Genomic DNA, 13,054 nt, shown 5'->3' on the forward strand with positions numbered 1-13,054 from the left:
GGATGACGCCGGACGCACGTTATCTTACTCGCCTGAGGCATGCGCCCCCGTGTCCAGATCAGCTGATCCAAAGTGCGCCCACCTTTCGAGTACAAGCTGGTTTGAGGGTTAAAAACATGACACGGCCAGCGGCAAAATTGCCGGTCGCGCTGCGGCTGGCAGCGCGATTGACATGGGGCTATTTCCTCGGCAAGGATTGCGCAGTTTCCCGGCGAGCTTAGGTGGAGGGCCCGATCGTGGCGAGCTACCTGGTTCAAGGCGGTTGCCGCCCCTCCCCTGAAACCCGTCCCGCTGCTGTCGAGTGACCGCTCTCCCGGTGGCGGTTTTTTTACGCAATGGTTCCCTAACTTGCCGAGCCGGCGGTCATATCGCATAGGCGGCCAGGAGCCTACCCCAGATGCTGGGTGCTCATCGCCGCTGCGGCCAAGCCCGCCAGGCGGCTCTTTCGCAATCCTTTAACCGGTGTATGGGATATTGGCGCGATGGTAGCGTTTACGCGAAATTCGGCAGCAGCCCGTATTGATAAAGACCTTGGCGCAAAGCTGAGAGCCGCCCGCTTGGCCGCTGGCCTCAGCCAAATCGACCTCGGCGCATCCATGGGCATTTCAGGCACGCAAATCCAGAAGTACGAGAGCGGCAGCAACCGCATGGCCGTCTCAATGATGATCGCGTTGTGCCATGTACTCAAGCTTGACCCGATGGCATTCCTTGCGGATTACTTCCCTCAGCGCTGACAGCAGTGCCAAGGCGCGGGCGACGACTTGAAATTCATGACGCTCGTGGGCATTAACGCTGTCACTTACCCGCAGTACCGGATTCCGTCATCAGGTCGGGTCACTGCACCAGAAGCCGCTGGCAACGATCGTGGCACCAAGTGGTTTCCGGCAGCATCCAAGGTAGCAGTGCGATGAAAAAGTCTTGCTCGCAGCAGCGCTTGTCGCCGCAGCCGCAATTCCTGCCCGTCGCCAAATCGCAACATGGAAGCAACCAGGTTTTGGACAGTTTCGGGCGAGCTTGAGCGACCATCTCGTTTCGTACATTTTTCTAGCAATTGGCATTATCTAAGCTTAGGACAGAAGAATGACTTTCGAGGAACCAGCACTCAATAGCGTCGGCATTGAACCAAAAGATGGAAAATGGTTCGTGACAGTGCACGAAAGCGGGCAAGTTAAGCAGCGCCCCTTTGGTACGGAGGGAGCCGCGAAGGAGTTCGCCAAACAGGAAGAAAGACGCCTGGGCATTGTCAGGAGATAGCCTTCCGGACTTCGCGTACTGCTGTTTGACGGCACCCAGAAGCCGTCTGCCGCACGAATGTCCTCAAGCTGATTTGAACGATCACGCCAGGATGAAACGCGACACATTCGTCACATATGGCGTCCGGCATAGACCAGGCAAGTAACGTCTGGCACTGTGCAGAAGAATCCGCAGCACTGCTGGTTCGTATTTTACGGCCGGGCGCATGCCCTGTCAGCCTCTCGGCAGCGCAATCTCGATGTCCAGAGCCACGACGAGCACGGCAAGTAGCAGCAGCATCGCCAGCGCGGCTACACCGACCGTCAAATTTAAATGTCCTCCAACGGGAGCCATTGTTGTCTCCATGCGTTGACAATGCGTTAAGGAATGCGACAGATTTGTGATGGTTTTGTGACATGTCAAGTGCATGCAAATCAGGTGATCGATGAGTGTCCGGCTCACCAATGTGGCCAATAGCGAAATTCCGTTAAGAGCGCGCACGCTTGTGAGGCCGGGCTGGGTGTATGTGCTGGCCTGTGCAGTTTCGGCGGTACTGCTCGGTGCAGGTTTTATGCAGGATCTGCTACTCTATTCTGGTGCCAAGCCGGACCTTTCCAACAAGATATGGCTGCTCGACGTCGACTCGGAGGACAGCGCGTTCACTTGGCTATCTGTGGTGGTAGCGTTTTCCGCCGCATGGCTGCTTTTTCTGGCAAGCCGGGACGCAGCCATGCGCGGCAGCAGGTTCAAATATCACTGGTATGCGCTCACAGGACTTTTTCTGTTGCTTTCGTTCGACGAATTCGCCGGCATTCATGAAAAGATTTCTGCCGCTTTGTCCGGAAGGATGGAGCACACTGGCCTGATGTATTTCGCCTGGGCGGCGCCAGCCGGTATCGTCAGCCTGATCGGTCTTGCGGCCTTTATTCCCTTCATCAGGTCGTTTCCGTTGACGCTCGCGGGGCTCCTCGTGCTTTCAGCCCTGATCTTCCTTAGTGGCGCCGTCGGATTCGAGATGATTGGCGGCAGCGTTGCTGAAGTTGAAGGGATTGAATCATTTCGGTACCGAATATTGACGAACATCGAGGAAGGTCTGGAAATGGCCGGGATACTGGTCTTCATCTATGTGTTGTTGTGCCATCTGAAACGTTCGGGAGCAACACTCCAACCCAGCGCCTGATTTCCAAATTCTGCCGGATGCCGAATTGAACAACTTGGCAGCTTTGTTGATAAAATTGGCCCCGCCCACTCAATTGGCCGCAAAAGTCGCCCTGGCATCACAACGGCAATGGATGCCTCTCCGGGGCACGGGACGGGATCGTCATTGTTGAATTGCTTGCTACCAAGACGCAGAAATGAAAAGGCGAGGAAAATGCTTAAGTTCGTCTCCGCCGAAGGGCAGCCAGTTTACGTGAACCCGCATAGAATTGTGCGGCCCAGAAATATCCTGACGCGCAACGCCCAACCATTCGCAGTTGCAACGCAGTGGCGCGACGCGGTCGAACCGATTTCATCATTATATAAACGGCTTATTCAACCTCATTCGCTTCATCGCCGTGCGCATCGACAATAGACGTGGAAAGCGCTTTGCGTGGCACCGATCGTCTTGACGCCGATGAATGGACACAGGTCAGCGCTCGCGTTCCCATCCGCTAAAGAGATGGAGTTTCCGCTCGCTTTGCGAACCAAGTGATCTAGCTGGATCCTGCGATAAGTTCGCGCCGCTGACCCGTGCGAAGATAGCAAGGAGCTTGGCCATTTTTCGTCAAGGCTAGCGTTCACCTCTCCTTCCTCCAGTACCGGACAGAAGGGAGCCGTCCCGACAATTCAAGTGTTTTGCAACCGCCCCCGTTTCAGCAAAAGGTCTGAGGAAGACGTTGCGTCTCTTTTTCGCGCCAGGCCGGATGGGCCCGGCTGGTATTTGCGTTCCGGTCGGCGGCGCTCTCGACGTCCGGTCTTCGAGCGCAAGGCGGTTGAGTTCATACAAGAAATCCGCGCGGGGATAGCGTGAGCAGGCTGCTTAACCGGACACGGGAGTGCACCCGTGTGGATGCACCCCGCGGACAGTGACCGAGGTCAGTTTTCGCTGCCGATGGCGATACGCTTGGCCTTGGCCTGGGCTTTTTCGGTCTTCGGCAGTGTTATAGTCAGAAGACCGTTTTTGAAGGCTGCGGCGACTTTGTTCTCGTCGACCGCCCGCCCCAAGCCGATGCGCCGCTCGAACCGCCCGTAATAGCGCTCACTGAACTGCCTGTCCTTGTCTTCAGTTTCTGATTTCTTTTCGCCGCGAAGCGTCAGAATACCGTCCACCAGGACAACCTCGATGTCTTGTTCTTCAAGACCCGGCACCTCGGCCGTAAACTGGATTTCCTTGTCATTCTCCGAGAACTCGACGCGCGGCCAAGTTCCGTTGCGCGCTGTCATTGGGTTGAACAGCGAGGCGTTGCCAAACCCTTGGGAAAACCTCGTCGAACAGCCGGTTGACGTTGCGGTGCAGTGACAGGAACGGATCCATGTCATCCTCGCGATAGACGCTCGGAACGTTATTGTTGCCCCGATTCCATGAAATAAGATCACGTACGCTCATAGTCTTGTCTCCTTTCGTGTTTCTCCTTTTTTTCTGCCAGAGGCACCGGCTTCCGGCGCCTGCTCGGGCTGCTTATTTGCCAATCAGGCGGCGACGCTGTTGCCCACCTGCTTGCGGGCAGGCTTCGTGCCGGGGTCGGCATTGATGGCGATGCGGCGCGGCTTCATCTCCTCGGGAATTTCCTTCTTGAGATCGACCACGAGCAGACCGTTTTCCAGTCGCGCACCGGTAACGCTCACATGGTCAGCGAGTTCGAAGCGGTGCGTGAATGGCCGTAGGGCCAGGCCGTGATGGAGATATTGGACTTCCTCGCCGTTCGACTTCGCGCCATTGACCACAAGCATATTCGGCTCGTGGGTGATCGATAGCTCATCTTCGGCAAAGCCTGCCACGGCCGTGACAATGCGGTAGCTGTCTTCGCCGAGCTTGACGATGTCATAAGGCGGCCAGTTCTCGCTGCCTTGCAGATGACCGGACGAGGGAATATCCTGCTACGCAGTCTAATAAACGGCTGGAGCAATGTGCTGATCGAAGAAGAGATGGAAAATATCATCGAGTTCAGCGAAATCGGCGAATTCATTGATATACCTTATAAAAGTTATTCCCAAGGTATGGCGGCTCGTCTGCTTTTTCAATCGAAACAGCTGTGACGCAGGAAATTCTGCTTCTGGAATTCGTTTCGGCGCCGCCGATACCGCATGCAGAATATGTTGCAAGGCGCGGGCGTCATGGTCATCGCATCCCATAATCACGATCTGCTGAAGCAGGCGTGTAACAAGATCATGCACATTTAAGAAATCATCGTATTGCTGTTGACGGAAGGGTGGCTCTGCATGTATTTGGCTTTTTACGGTCGTGCTTGCCCATGTCCGACGCTCTTGCGGCCCCCTTGGCGGAATTGGTAGACGCGCCTGACTCAAAATCAGGTTCCGAAAGGAGTGCTGGTTCGATTCCGGCAGGGGGCACCAAAAGACACCAAAAATCCCACATCGCATTGATACTGCAACGATAATTCGTCCTCAGGGTACTGTTTGACGTACCAATTGAGGACCTACGATGCCACGCTGACATCTCAGACCTGTTCTACCAAGGAATAGGTCATCATCTCCAGTTCCGTGAGAGCCAGATCATGGTGGATATTCTCCTCAGGCTGAAAGCCATGGAGATTGTGGCGCTCCCCATCCACGATGCGATCTTGGTTCCTCAATCGAAGGCGGATATCGCTGAGCAGGTCATGCTGGACACATTCCTCCAACACACATCGGTGCCTGGAGTGGTTACCATTGAGGGAGGAGGCAGTGGCCTCTACTCCTCTTTAACTTTACCTGACACTCAGGTTACACCACAGGTATCCTTGGAAGCGTCCCTGACGGTTGCACTCACCGTCCAAGCCGACCTTCAGCCCGACAGCAAATCGGAATACCGGCGCGTACAGGTGGCCTACCGAGCTTCATGTGTACCCGCGATCAAGAGGACAGGTCCTTCGCCACCTCGGCAAGGATGTTGAGAGGGCGACCGAACTACTGCTCGCTCATCTTAAGGTGTAGGCTCATTCCCACGGTGAGCTAACCCCTGCCCCTTTCGACTTGTTACTGTTACGTACTTCCATCGACCCAATCCAGCGACTACCATCAGCTATCAGCGGAATTTCCTCGCACCTATCCTATCCAATATCGCAACTCTTAACGATGCAAACTTGGTGGACGTTGCCAGACACACGCTGAAGAGACCGCGCCAAAAAATTCATTCATTTATTGTTTACTAGCAATGGGAGGACGTATCTTGAAAATGGGATTATCCACTCTTGTCGCTGCTGTGCTTTTGGCTACGGCACCACTTGTCCACGGAGCGATAGCCGAAGAGGCCTTGAGCGAACAGGATGCGCACGCGATCGGTGTCGATGCCTATGTCTACTTGTACCCGTTGGTCACAATGGACGTGACCCGAAAGCAGGCGACCAATATCGAGGCAGGCAAGGTCTTCGGTCGAGGGCCCGCCAACGAATTCACCAATGTTCCGGAATTCCCACCAGCGGACTTTAAGGACGTCGTGCGGTCGAATTTCGATACGCTCTACTCCATCGCGTGGCTGGACATGACCAAGGAGCCGATGATTGTTTCTGTGCCGGACACGGACGGGCGCTATTATCTTCTGCCAATGCTCGACATGTGGACAGACGTATTTGCCTCGCCGGGCTGGCGGACCACGGGGACCGAAAAAGCCGACTTCGCCATCGTTCCTCCCGGATGGGAAGGAAAGGAATTGCCAGCCGGAACGCAGCGGATAGATGCGCCGACGCCTTTCGTCTGGGTCATCGGACGCACCAAGACTGACGGTCCGCCCGACTACGATGCGGTTCATAAGGTTCAAGCTGGTTACAAGGTAACGCCGCTGTCGCAATGGGGCAAGACGCCCGAGCCCGTCAAAGTGGCGATCGATGCGGCGGTCGACATGAAGACGCCGCCGAAAAAGACGGTTGACGGGATGACGGCAGGCGAATTCTTTGCCTATGCGGCAGAGCTTCTCAAGGACAATCCTCCTCACATTACCGATCAACCCATCGTGAGCCAGTTGAAGCGTATCGGCATTGAGCCCGGCAAGAGCTTCGATTTGGGCAAAGCCGACCCTGTTGTCGCCAAGGCGCTTGAGGGTACGCCAGCCGACGCACAGAAACTCATGGAATGGAAGTTGGCGACGTTGGCACGGGTCGCCAATTACTGGTCGATGAATACGGATACGATGGGCGTCTACGGCAACTACTATCTGAAACGTGCCATTGTCACTCAGCTTGGCCTTGGCGCAAACTTGCCTGACGATGCCATCTACCCGCTCAACCTCGGCGACGAAAAAGGCAACCCGCTCAGCGGGGCGAACAGCTACACCATTCATTTCGACAAGGAAACACTGCCGCCTGTCAGGGCGTTCTGGTCGATTACCCTTTATGATCCGGAGGGGTTTCAGGTCGGCAACAGCCTCAACCGTTTTGCAGTGAGTAGCTGGATGCCTTTCAAATACAACCCCGACGGTTCGCTTGATCTCTACCTCCAGAACAAGAGCCCAGGCGCGGAAAAGGAAGCCAATTGGCTCCCCGCACCAACGGGTGGTTTCAACCTGACCATGCGTCTTTACAGTCCGAAAATGGAAGCGCTGACAGGTCGATGGAATCCGCCACCTGTGACGATGGTCCCAGCACTCCAGAATGTGGTTGCGCAATAGCGCCATCGCTGCGGTAGTTGAGCTACGTGGCTGCGGCCCTTACAAGGTCTGCAGCTTCGTGAGGTTTTCCATCCAGCAAGTGCTGCCATCGCAAGTGGATGCACATTTCTTCGTTTAGATGGTTGGTCTAAGCTGTCACCCGCCTAGCGCTCAACTAGTTGATTTCATTTGGTAAAAATGGTTCACTTGGCATGTGGCGGAGAGAGCGGGACTGGACGACAATCGAGACGATTTGACGACATAAGGCATCCCAGCATGTGGTACGTTGGCATAGCTGGGGGCGGCCTAATGAATGATCTGAGGAAACCGGTGTGTATTGGAGCGCTCTGTCTGTCGGGGTGTGCCAGTGGCTACGAGCAACAGCCATATGCGGGGACGGGCGACCGTATCAATCCCGTACTATGTCAAGCACCTCAGTATCTTGGGGACTACCAAAGGGGCCTTTGTGCATCTCAGGGGGCCGTGGTCGCACAAGGTGCACCTCAAGCCCAACTGACCTATTTCGGACCCGGAACCACCTACAGCCCCGTTTACGGAAGTGGTGAGCTACAAGCCTCGCCTACCGCCAAGCTACCAGAGCAGTGCTGGAGTGTACCGGGGTAGCTCTGGAGGGTGTCAGTCTGGCAACTACTACGGTGCCACCAGCTGCATCACAGGTCTACCGAAGACCACGCATGTCAGCAGCTACTATCGAAAGAATGGGACGTTTGTGAACTCGTACTACCGAAGTCGGAGGTAGGGCTAAGCTTCTGCGAGGTCGTATCGGAAACTTTGAAGAAAGTTTAGTTGGGGTACTAATCTTTGGCTATTCAGGGTACTGTGCCGACTGTCAGACCTGTTTGGCAATATCCTGTAAGGTATTGCAGTGGTTGGTAACTTGTCGCTTTGACTGTCGGTTCGATTTTGGCACTAATGGACCGGCAGGGGCACCAACCAAAATTTTCGTCAGACTTTCGTCAACCGAATTGTCAGTGAGTTTTTTTCCCTCGTTTTGTTCTGGGACGAGCTTGTGCATTGCGCCGCCAGCGAGCTTCCGGCGATTGGCTTTTCTTGTGTAAAGCGCCGTCTGCTTTTTGGTGGTCCAGCCAAAAATTGCCATCAGTTTATCATCTGTCGCGCCGTTCTCGGCGGCGATAGTAGCGCCGGCTTTACGGAGGCCATGCGCCGAACACTGCGGCATCCCGGCCTGATCGCACCAATCGCGCATCTTGTTACCGAGGCCGTTGACAGTAAATGAAGCGTTCCATTCGCTGACCAAGAAGGTCGGATCACCGCAGGGGCTGGCATCGATCGTCTTGCTTAAGATGGGCAGAACGGGGATCTCAACCGATATCCCACAGGACCGATCGGTTTTCTTGGGGCGGATTACAAGCCATCCGTCCTGAATATGCTGTCTCCCGAGTACTGCCAAGTCACTAAGGCGGAGGCCGGTGAACATCGCGAGGTGAAGCATCAGGCGTGCTTTGGTGCCTTCCGGATGACATTCCTCGTACTGGCGAACCTCCTGCCTTGACCATGTGTGGATGCCATCCCCGGAGAACAGCGGCTTGATCTTGCTTGCCAGATTGACCGGCGCGATACCTGCGTCGATAGCCCATCTCATCGCGCAGCATCTGATTCTCAACCCGCAGGGTCTTGTTCTCCAATTCGAGGCTGTCGACTTTCGCGCGCAGACTTTGGTTCTCGGTCCGCAGGGCTTCGACTTCAGCTTCAAGCTTCTGCATCTTACCCACCAACCCACAACCAGCCGGCGCACGGCACCGAGCGCCAACGTCTCAACAGAATCAACGGATGGCAAATTCATGCCACTTTGAATCAGAATCCGCCCTGTTTGAAAATCTAGCTGCCCGGGCAATCACTGGTAGCGCCTTTCCGCCCCTTCATAAGCTCGCCCGGAATTGTCCAGGTATCGCCATCGACATGTTCAGTCCGCATCATCCTCAGTGGCGATGATCGCGCCCCGGTCAAAATCAGGAGGCGAAGCGCAAGATGGGTCACCGTCAAATCCTGCAACGAACTGTAAAATGCTGACAGAGCCTGCCAGCAAATCGAGGCGATGTGTTGAGCCTGGTGGCGGCTTTTGCCAAGGAGCTCTCTGGCTTTTGCCGTCGCCTTTCAGTTCGGCCTTTCTGGCCTCAAACGCTTCGATGGTAATTGAACGCAACGACGTATCGCGGTGTCTTGCCTCCAGTGAAAGTCTGCCACGCTCCTCGATGGGATCCCTTTCGGGTTGAAACGACATGAGATAAAAAATAAATAATTTCAACAAGTTATTGAGTTTTATGAAACTGGCTGAAACTTCCTGAAACACCTTTTCGGTGCTCTCCGCTGGCACGGGACGGGATTGTCGTTGTTGAATTGCTCGCTACCGAGGAAAATGCTCAAGTTCGTCTCCGCCGAAGGGCAGCCAGTTTACGTGAACCCGCATAGAATTGTGGCGGCCCAGAAATATCCTGACGCGCAACGCCCAACCATTCGCAGTTGCAACGCAGTGGCGCGACGCGGTCGAACCGATTTCATCATTATATAAACGGCTTATTCAACCTCATTCGCTTCATCGCCGTGCGCATCGACAATAGACGTGGAAAAGCGCTTTGGGTGGCTACCGATCGTCTTGACGCCGATGAATGGACACAAATCAGCGCTCGCGTTCCCATCTGCTAAAGAGATGGAGTTTCCGCTCGCTTTGTGAACCAAGTGATCTAGCTGGATCCTGCGATAAGTTCGCGCCGCTGACCCGTGCGAAGATAGCAAGGAGCTTGGCCATTTTTCGTCAAGGCTAGCGTTCACCTCTCCTTCCTCCAGTACCGGACAGAAGGGAGCCGTCCCGACAATTCAAGTGTTTTGCAACCGCCCCCGTTTCAGCAAAAGGTCTGAGGAAGACGTTGTGTTTCTTTTTCGCGCCAGGCCGGATGTACGAGGGCGCGCCAAGAAGCTGGCGCTCCCTGACATTTGCCGGCCCCGTCGTGGCGTCCGACAACAAGAATTTGGCATCGTATTTGCCTGCGTCAAGGGGGAGAAACAGCATCTTTGCATCACCGACTGTCTCCGCGATGGAACGCTCCGGGCTTGCGGACGTTATTTTTCCGACCTGACAAGATGATTTTGCCAAAGCGCCGACTGCTTCCAGTTGGCGATCACCGTCCGGGAGGGATCCATGGCTATAACACGTGGCGACGTCGTCGCCGTTCTCGGATCCGTCGACGATGCGTTGGTGGCAGAGATAATAGCAACCGGGGCGTCGCTGAGCGAACTCAGGGAGGCATTCGCTTGGCTGAACTCCGAGGAGGCGCTGATGAACGAAGGCCGACCACTTCCAGGCACCCACGTCGCTGCCCTCATCGATCTGATCGAGCCTCAGGATGATTTCGGATTGTAAGCCGGGATGCAGCGCCAAGTCGCGAGGCCGCTGTTCGGCGTCCGGTAGCTGACTCAGCGTCGGCATGGATCCGACGCGCAACGCGTCCGATGCCCACGACGAGAGGATGGCACGCTTTTCCTGAACTTGGCGTTGATCGTCGTTGATCACATGTCCCGGAGTACCGATATGGAGCGAACAGCCGATCAAGCACCGGGTCGGAGATTTTGCAAGGCGATTGACGGGATGATCGTTGAGAGGTTGCGTTCCATTGGAAGGTTCCTTCGCTTACACAATCTCCATGGTTCTTGTCGATAAGCCGGCAAGCCGAAAGGTGTTCCGGTCGTGCCATTATTTTGGAATGGTTTTTGTTCAGATCAAGACCCTTCGGACATCGTTGGGCCAAAATAGCTGCACAAATACAGAGGATTAGCACTCGGCTGGATCAAGTGCAAAATTTTTTCATCCCCCTCTTGAAATGCTAAATGTGCAAAACCAATTCGTTGTGCGCGCAATGCCTTCAAAGGGTTGCGCGCCCTGCGCCGAAGCCGCTTCGGATGCGGCGCCGAGGAACCTCAAAACTGTTTGTCTGAAGAGGAGAGCGACATGACGTTCCGTCCATTGCATGACCGTATTCTGGTCCGCCGCATCGAGGCCGACGAAAAGACCGCCGGCGGCATTATCATTCCTGACACTGCCAAGGAAAAACCCCAGGAAGGCGAGGTTATCGCCACCGGGCCCGGCGGCCGCGACGAAAGTGGCCAACTGCAACCGCTCGACGTCAAGGTCGGCGACCGCATTCTGTTTGGAAAATGGTCCGGAACCGAGATCCGGCTCAAGGGCGAAGATCTTCTGATCATCAAGGAGGCTGACGTTATGGGGGTGATTGAAGCAGAGACCGCGGCAAAACAGGCCGCCTGACGGCGCCCGTCAGTGATCGGTATTCAATGCTGCCTCGTGAAGGAGTAGAAAAATGGTTGCGAAAGAAGTGAAATTCCATGCCGACGCCCGCGAAAAGATGCTGCGCGGCGTCGATATTCTTGCCAACGCGGTGAAGGTGACGCTCGGCCCCAAGGGCCGCAATGTCGTTATCGACAAGTCGTTCGGCGCACCGCGCATCACCAAGGACGGTGTCACCGTCGCCAAGGAAATCGAGCTTGAGGACAAGTTCGAGAACATGGGCGCGCAGATGGTGCGCGAAGTGGCCTCCAAGACCAGCGACATCGCTGGTGACGGCACCACGACCGCGACGGTGCTCGCCCAGGCGATTGTCAAGGAAGGTGCCAAGGCCGTCGCTTCCGGTATGAACCCCATGGACCTGAAGCGCGGCATCGACAAGGCGGTCGATGCGGTCGTCGAGGAACTGAAGAACAATGCCCGCAAGGTGACGCAGAACGGCGAGATCGCCCAGGTCGGCACCATCTCTGCCAACGGCGATGCCGAGATCGGACGCTTCCTCGCCGAAGCAATGGAGAAGGTCGGCAACGAAGGCGTCATTACCGTGGAAGAAGCCAAAACTGCCGAGACCGAACTTGAAGTGGTGGAGGGGATGCAATTCGACCGCGGTTATCTGTCCCCCTATTTTGTGACCAACCAGGAAAAGATGCGCGTCGAATTTGAAGAGCCCTATGTGCTCATCCACGAAAAGAAGCTTGCCAATTTGCAGGTGTTACTCCCGGTGCTCGAAGCCGTGGTGCAGTCTGGCAAGCCCCTGCTCATCATCGCCGAGGACGTTGAAGGTGAAGCGCTGGCTACCCTTGTTGTCAACAAGCTGCGTGGTGGTCTGAAGGTCGCGGCCGTCAAGGCGCCGGGTTTCGGCGACCGCCGCAAGGCAATGCTGGAAGACATCGCTATCCTCACCGGCGGCACAGCGATATCGGAAGACCTGGGCATCAAGCTCGAGAACGTCACGCTTGCGATGCTCGGCCGAGCCAAGAAAGTGGTGATCGAGAAAGAGAACACCACGATCGTCGACGGCGCCGGTTCGAAGAACGAGATTGACGGCCGCATCGTCCAGATCAAGGCACAGATCGAAGAGACGACCTCGGATTACGACCGTGAGAAGCTGCAGGAGCGTCTTGCGAAGCTTGCCGGCGGCGTTGCGGTCATTCGCGTTGGCGGTTCAACCGAGGTCGAGGTCAAGGAGCGCAAGGACCGGGTCGACGACGCCATGCACGCAACGCGTGCGGCCGTCGAAGAAGGTGTGCTGCCGGGCGGCGGCGTGGCCTTGCTGCGCGCAGCCAGAGCGCTCGACAACCTGGTGACCGACAACGCCGACCAGAGAACCGGTGTTGAGATCGTGCGCCGCGCCATCGAGGCGCCGGTCCGCCAGATCGCCGAGAACGCCGGTGCCGAAGGATCCATCATTGTCGGCAAGCTGCGTGAGGCCGCGGAGTTCGGCTTTGGCTGGAACGCCCAGACCAATGAGTTTGGCGATCTCTACAGTCAGGGTGTGATCGACCCGGCAAAGGTGGTGCGCACTGCCCTGCAGGACGCGGCTTCAGTCGCCGGCCTGCTCGTGACCACCGAGGCGATGGTTGCCGAGAAGCCGAAGAAGGAAGCGACTGTACCTGCCATGCCGGCAGGCGGTATGGACTTTTGATGAGGAAGGCTGTGCCCGCCGGGTGGGCACAGCCAGCTGTCGACGGGTGCTGCCTTGA

The 13,054-nt window shown here is 56.1% G+C and carries 10 protein-coding genes, 1 tRNA gene and 4 pseudogenes; 10 read left to right on the forward strand and 5 right to left on the reverse strand.

Translation table 11 applies throughout. The annotated features are described in order from the left end of the window. Positions 1–482 precede the first annotated feature (482 nt). The 3 genes from PHA01_RS07700 to PHA01_RS07710 all read left to right on the forward strand — a co-directional run bounded on the left by PHA01_RS07700 (position 483) and on the right by PHA01_RS07710 (position 2,413). Positions 483–734 (forward strand): helix-turn-helix domain-containing protein, encoded by a 252-nt coding sequence (locus tag PHA01_RS07700; protein ID WP_271894340.1) that lies wholly within the window; start codon positions 483–485, stop codon positions 732–734. A 346-nt stretch (positions 735–1,080) separates the two neighbouring features. Continuing rightward, complete coding sequence (locus PHA01_RS07705) at positions 1,081–1,254, forward strand: hypothetical protein (protein WP_224515847.1); 174 nt, start codon at positions 1,081–1,083, stop codon at positions 1,252–1,254. 424 nt (positions 1,255–1,678) lie between these two features. Then, positions 1,679–2,413 carry a hypothetical protein gene (locus tag PHA01_RS07710; protein ID WP_271894341.1) on the forward strand — a complete coding sequence of 245 codons (735 nt, stop codon included), beginning with the start codon at positions 1,679–1,681 and terminating at the stop codon, positions 2,411–2,413. 896 nt (positions 2,414–3,309) lie between these two features. Here PHA01_RS07710 and PHA01_RS07715 read toward each other — a convergent pair. The 3 genes and pseudogenes from PHA01_RS07715 to PHA01_RS07725 form a co-directional block, all read right to left on the reverse strand. Then, positions 3,310–3,820: pseudogene (locus PHA01_RS07715) on the reverse strand (Hsp20/alpha crystallin family protein). An 83-nt stretch (positions 3,821–3,903) separates the two neighbouring features. After that, a pseudogene (locus PHA01_RS07720) lies at positions 3,904–4,278 on the reverse strand (Hsp20 family protein); the annotation flags it as partial. 42 nt (positions 4,279–4,320) lie between these two features. Further along, positions 4,321–4,740 carry a hypothetical protein gene (locus PHA01_RS07725; RefSeq protein WP_271894343.1) on the reverse strand — a complete coding sequence of 140 codons (420 nt, stop codon included), beginning with the start codon at positions 4,738–4,740 and terminating at the stop codon, positions 4,321–4,323. Between PHA01_RS07725 and PHA01_RS07730 the strand changes: the two genes are divergently transcribed. The 3 genes and pseudogenes from PHA01_RS07730 to PHA01_RS07735 all read left to right on the forward strand — a co-directional run bounded on the left by PHA01_RS07730 (position 4,704) and on the right by PHA01_RS07735 (position 7,036). Next, a tRNA-Leu gene (locus tag PHA01_RS07730) sits at positions 4,704–4,788 on the forward strand. The two genes, PHA01_RS07725 and PHA01_RS07730, sit on opposite strands and share 37 nt — an antisense overlap. Positions 4,789–4,880: 92 nt before the next feature. Continuing rightward, positions 4,881–5,108 (forward strand): annotated as a pseudogene (locus PHA01_RS29380) (hypothetical protein); the annotation flags it as partial. Positions 5,109–5,608: 500 nt separating this feature from the next. Then, complete coding sequence (locus PHA01_RS07735) at positions 5,609–7,036, forward strand: DUF1254 domain-containing protein (protein ID WP_271894345.1); 1,428 nt, start codon at positions 5,609–5,611, stop codon at positions 7,034–7,036. A gap of 829 nt (positions 7,037–7,865) precedes the next feature. Here the strand turns inward: PHA01_RS07735 and PHA01_RS07740 are convergent. Beyond that, positions 7,866–8,639: a tyrosine-type recombinase/integrase gene (locus PHA01_RS07740; RefSeq protein WP_271894449.1), complete on the reverse strand. Its 774-nt coding sequence runs from the start codon at positions 8,637–8,639 to the stop codon at positions 7,866–7,868. Here PHA01_RS07740 and PHA01_RS07745 point away from each other — a divergent pair. After that, positions 8,584–8,850 (forward strand): hypothetical protein, encoded by a 267-nt coding sequence (locus PHA01_RS07745; RefSeq protein ID WP_271894459.1) that lies wholly within the window; start codon positions 8,584–8,586, stop codon positions 8,848–8,850. The two genes, PHA01_RS07740 and PHA01_RS07745, sit on opposite strands and share 56 nt — an antisense overlap. A 40-nt stretch (positions 8,851–8,890) precedes the next feature. On the opposite strand, the pseudogene PHA01_RS07750 reads toward PHA01_RS07745, so the two are convergent. Next, a pseudogene (locus PHA01_RS07750) lies at positions 8,891–9,151 on the reverse strand (integrase); the annotation flags it as partial. Positions 9,152–10,193: 1,042 nt separating this feature from the next. Here PHA01_RS07750 and PHA01_RS07755 point away from each other — a divergent pair. From PHA01_RS07755 to groL, 3 genes are all read left to right on the forward strand, one after another. Beyond that, complete coding sequence (locus PHA01_RS07755; RefSeq protein ID WP_271894347.1) at positions 10,194–10,415, forward strand: hypothetical protein; 222 nt, start codon at positions 10,194–10,196, stop codon at positions 10,413–10,415. A gap of 585 nt (positions 10,416–11,000) precedes the next feature. Continuing rightward, a complete protein-coding gene (locus PHA01_RS07760) occupies positions 11,001–11,315 on the forward strand; it encodes a co-chaperone GroES (RefSeq protein WP_271894348.1) in 315 nt (104 codons plus the stop codon). 52 nt (positions 11,316–11,367) lie between these two features. Beyond that, complete coding sequence (gene groL, locus PHA01_RS07765; RefSeq protein WP_271894350.1) at positions 11,368–12,996, forward strand: chaperonin GroEL; 1,629 nt, start codon at positions 11,368–11,370, stop codon at positions 12,994–12,996. Positions 12,997–13,054 lie beyond the last annotated feature (58 nt).

The sequence above is a fragment of the Candidatus Phyllobacterium onerii genome (assembly GCF_028331445.1).
In the GTDB taxonomy this organism is placed as follows: domain Bacteria; phylum Pseudomonadota; class Alphaproteobacteria; order Rhizobiales; family Rhizobiaceae; genus Phyllobacterium; species Phyllobacterium onerii.

What these genes read in the sequence shown, in the direction of transcription:
- PHA01_RS07710 (WP_271894341.1), top strand. Translation starts at nt 1,679, where the DNA reads ATGAGTGTCCGGCTCACCAATGTGGCCAATAGCGAAATTCCGTTAAGA.
- PHA01_RS07700 (WP_271894340.1), top strand. Translation starts at nt 483, where the DNA reads ATGGTAGCGTTTACGCGAAATTCGGCAGCAGCCCGTATTGATAAAGAC.
- PHA01_RS07705 (WP_224515847.1), top strand. Translation starts at nt 1,081, where the DNA reads ATGACTTTCGAGGAACCAGCACTCAATAGCGTCGGCATTGAACCAAAA.
- PHA01_RS07755 (WP_271894347.1), top strand. Translation starts at nt 10,194, where the DNA reads ATGGCTATAACACGTGGCGACGTCGTCGCCGTTCTCGGATCCGTCGAC.
- PHA01_RS07735 (WP_271894345.1), top strand. Translation starts at nt 5,609, where the DNA reads ATGGGATTATCCACTCTTGTCGCTGCTGTGCTTTTGGCTACGGCACCA.
- groL (WP_271894350.1), top strand. Translation starts at nt 11,368, where the DNA reads ATGGTTGCGAAAGAAGTGAAATTCCATGCCGACGCCCGCGAAAAGATG.
- PHA01_RS07760 (WP_271894348.1), top strand. Translation starts at nt 11,001, where the DNA reads ATGACGTTCCGTCCATTGCATGACCGTATTCTGGTCCGCCGCATCGAG.
- PHA01_RS07740 (WP_271894449.1), bottom strand. Translation starts at nt 8,639, where the DNA reads ATGAGATGGGCTATCGACGCAGGTATCGCGCCGGTCAATCTGGCAAGC.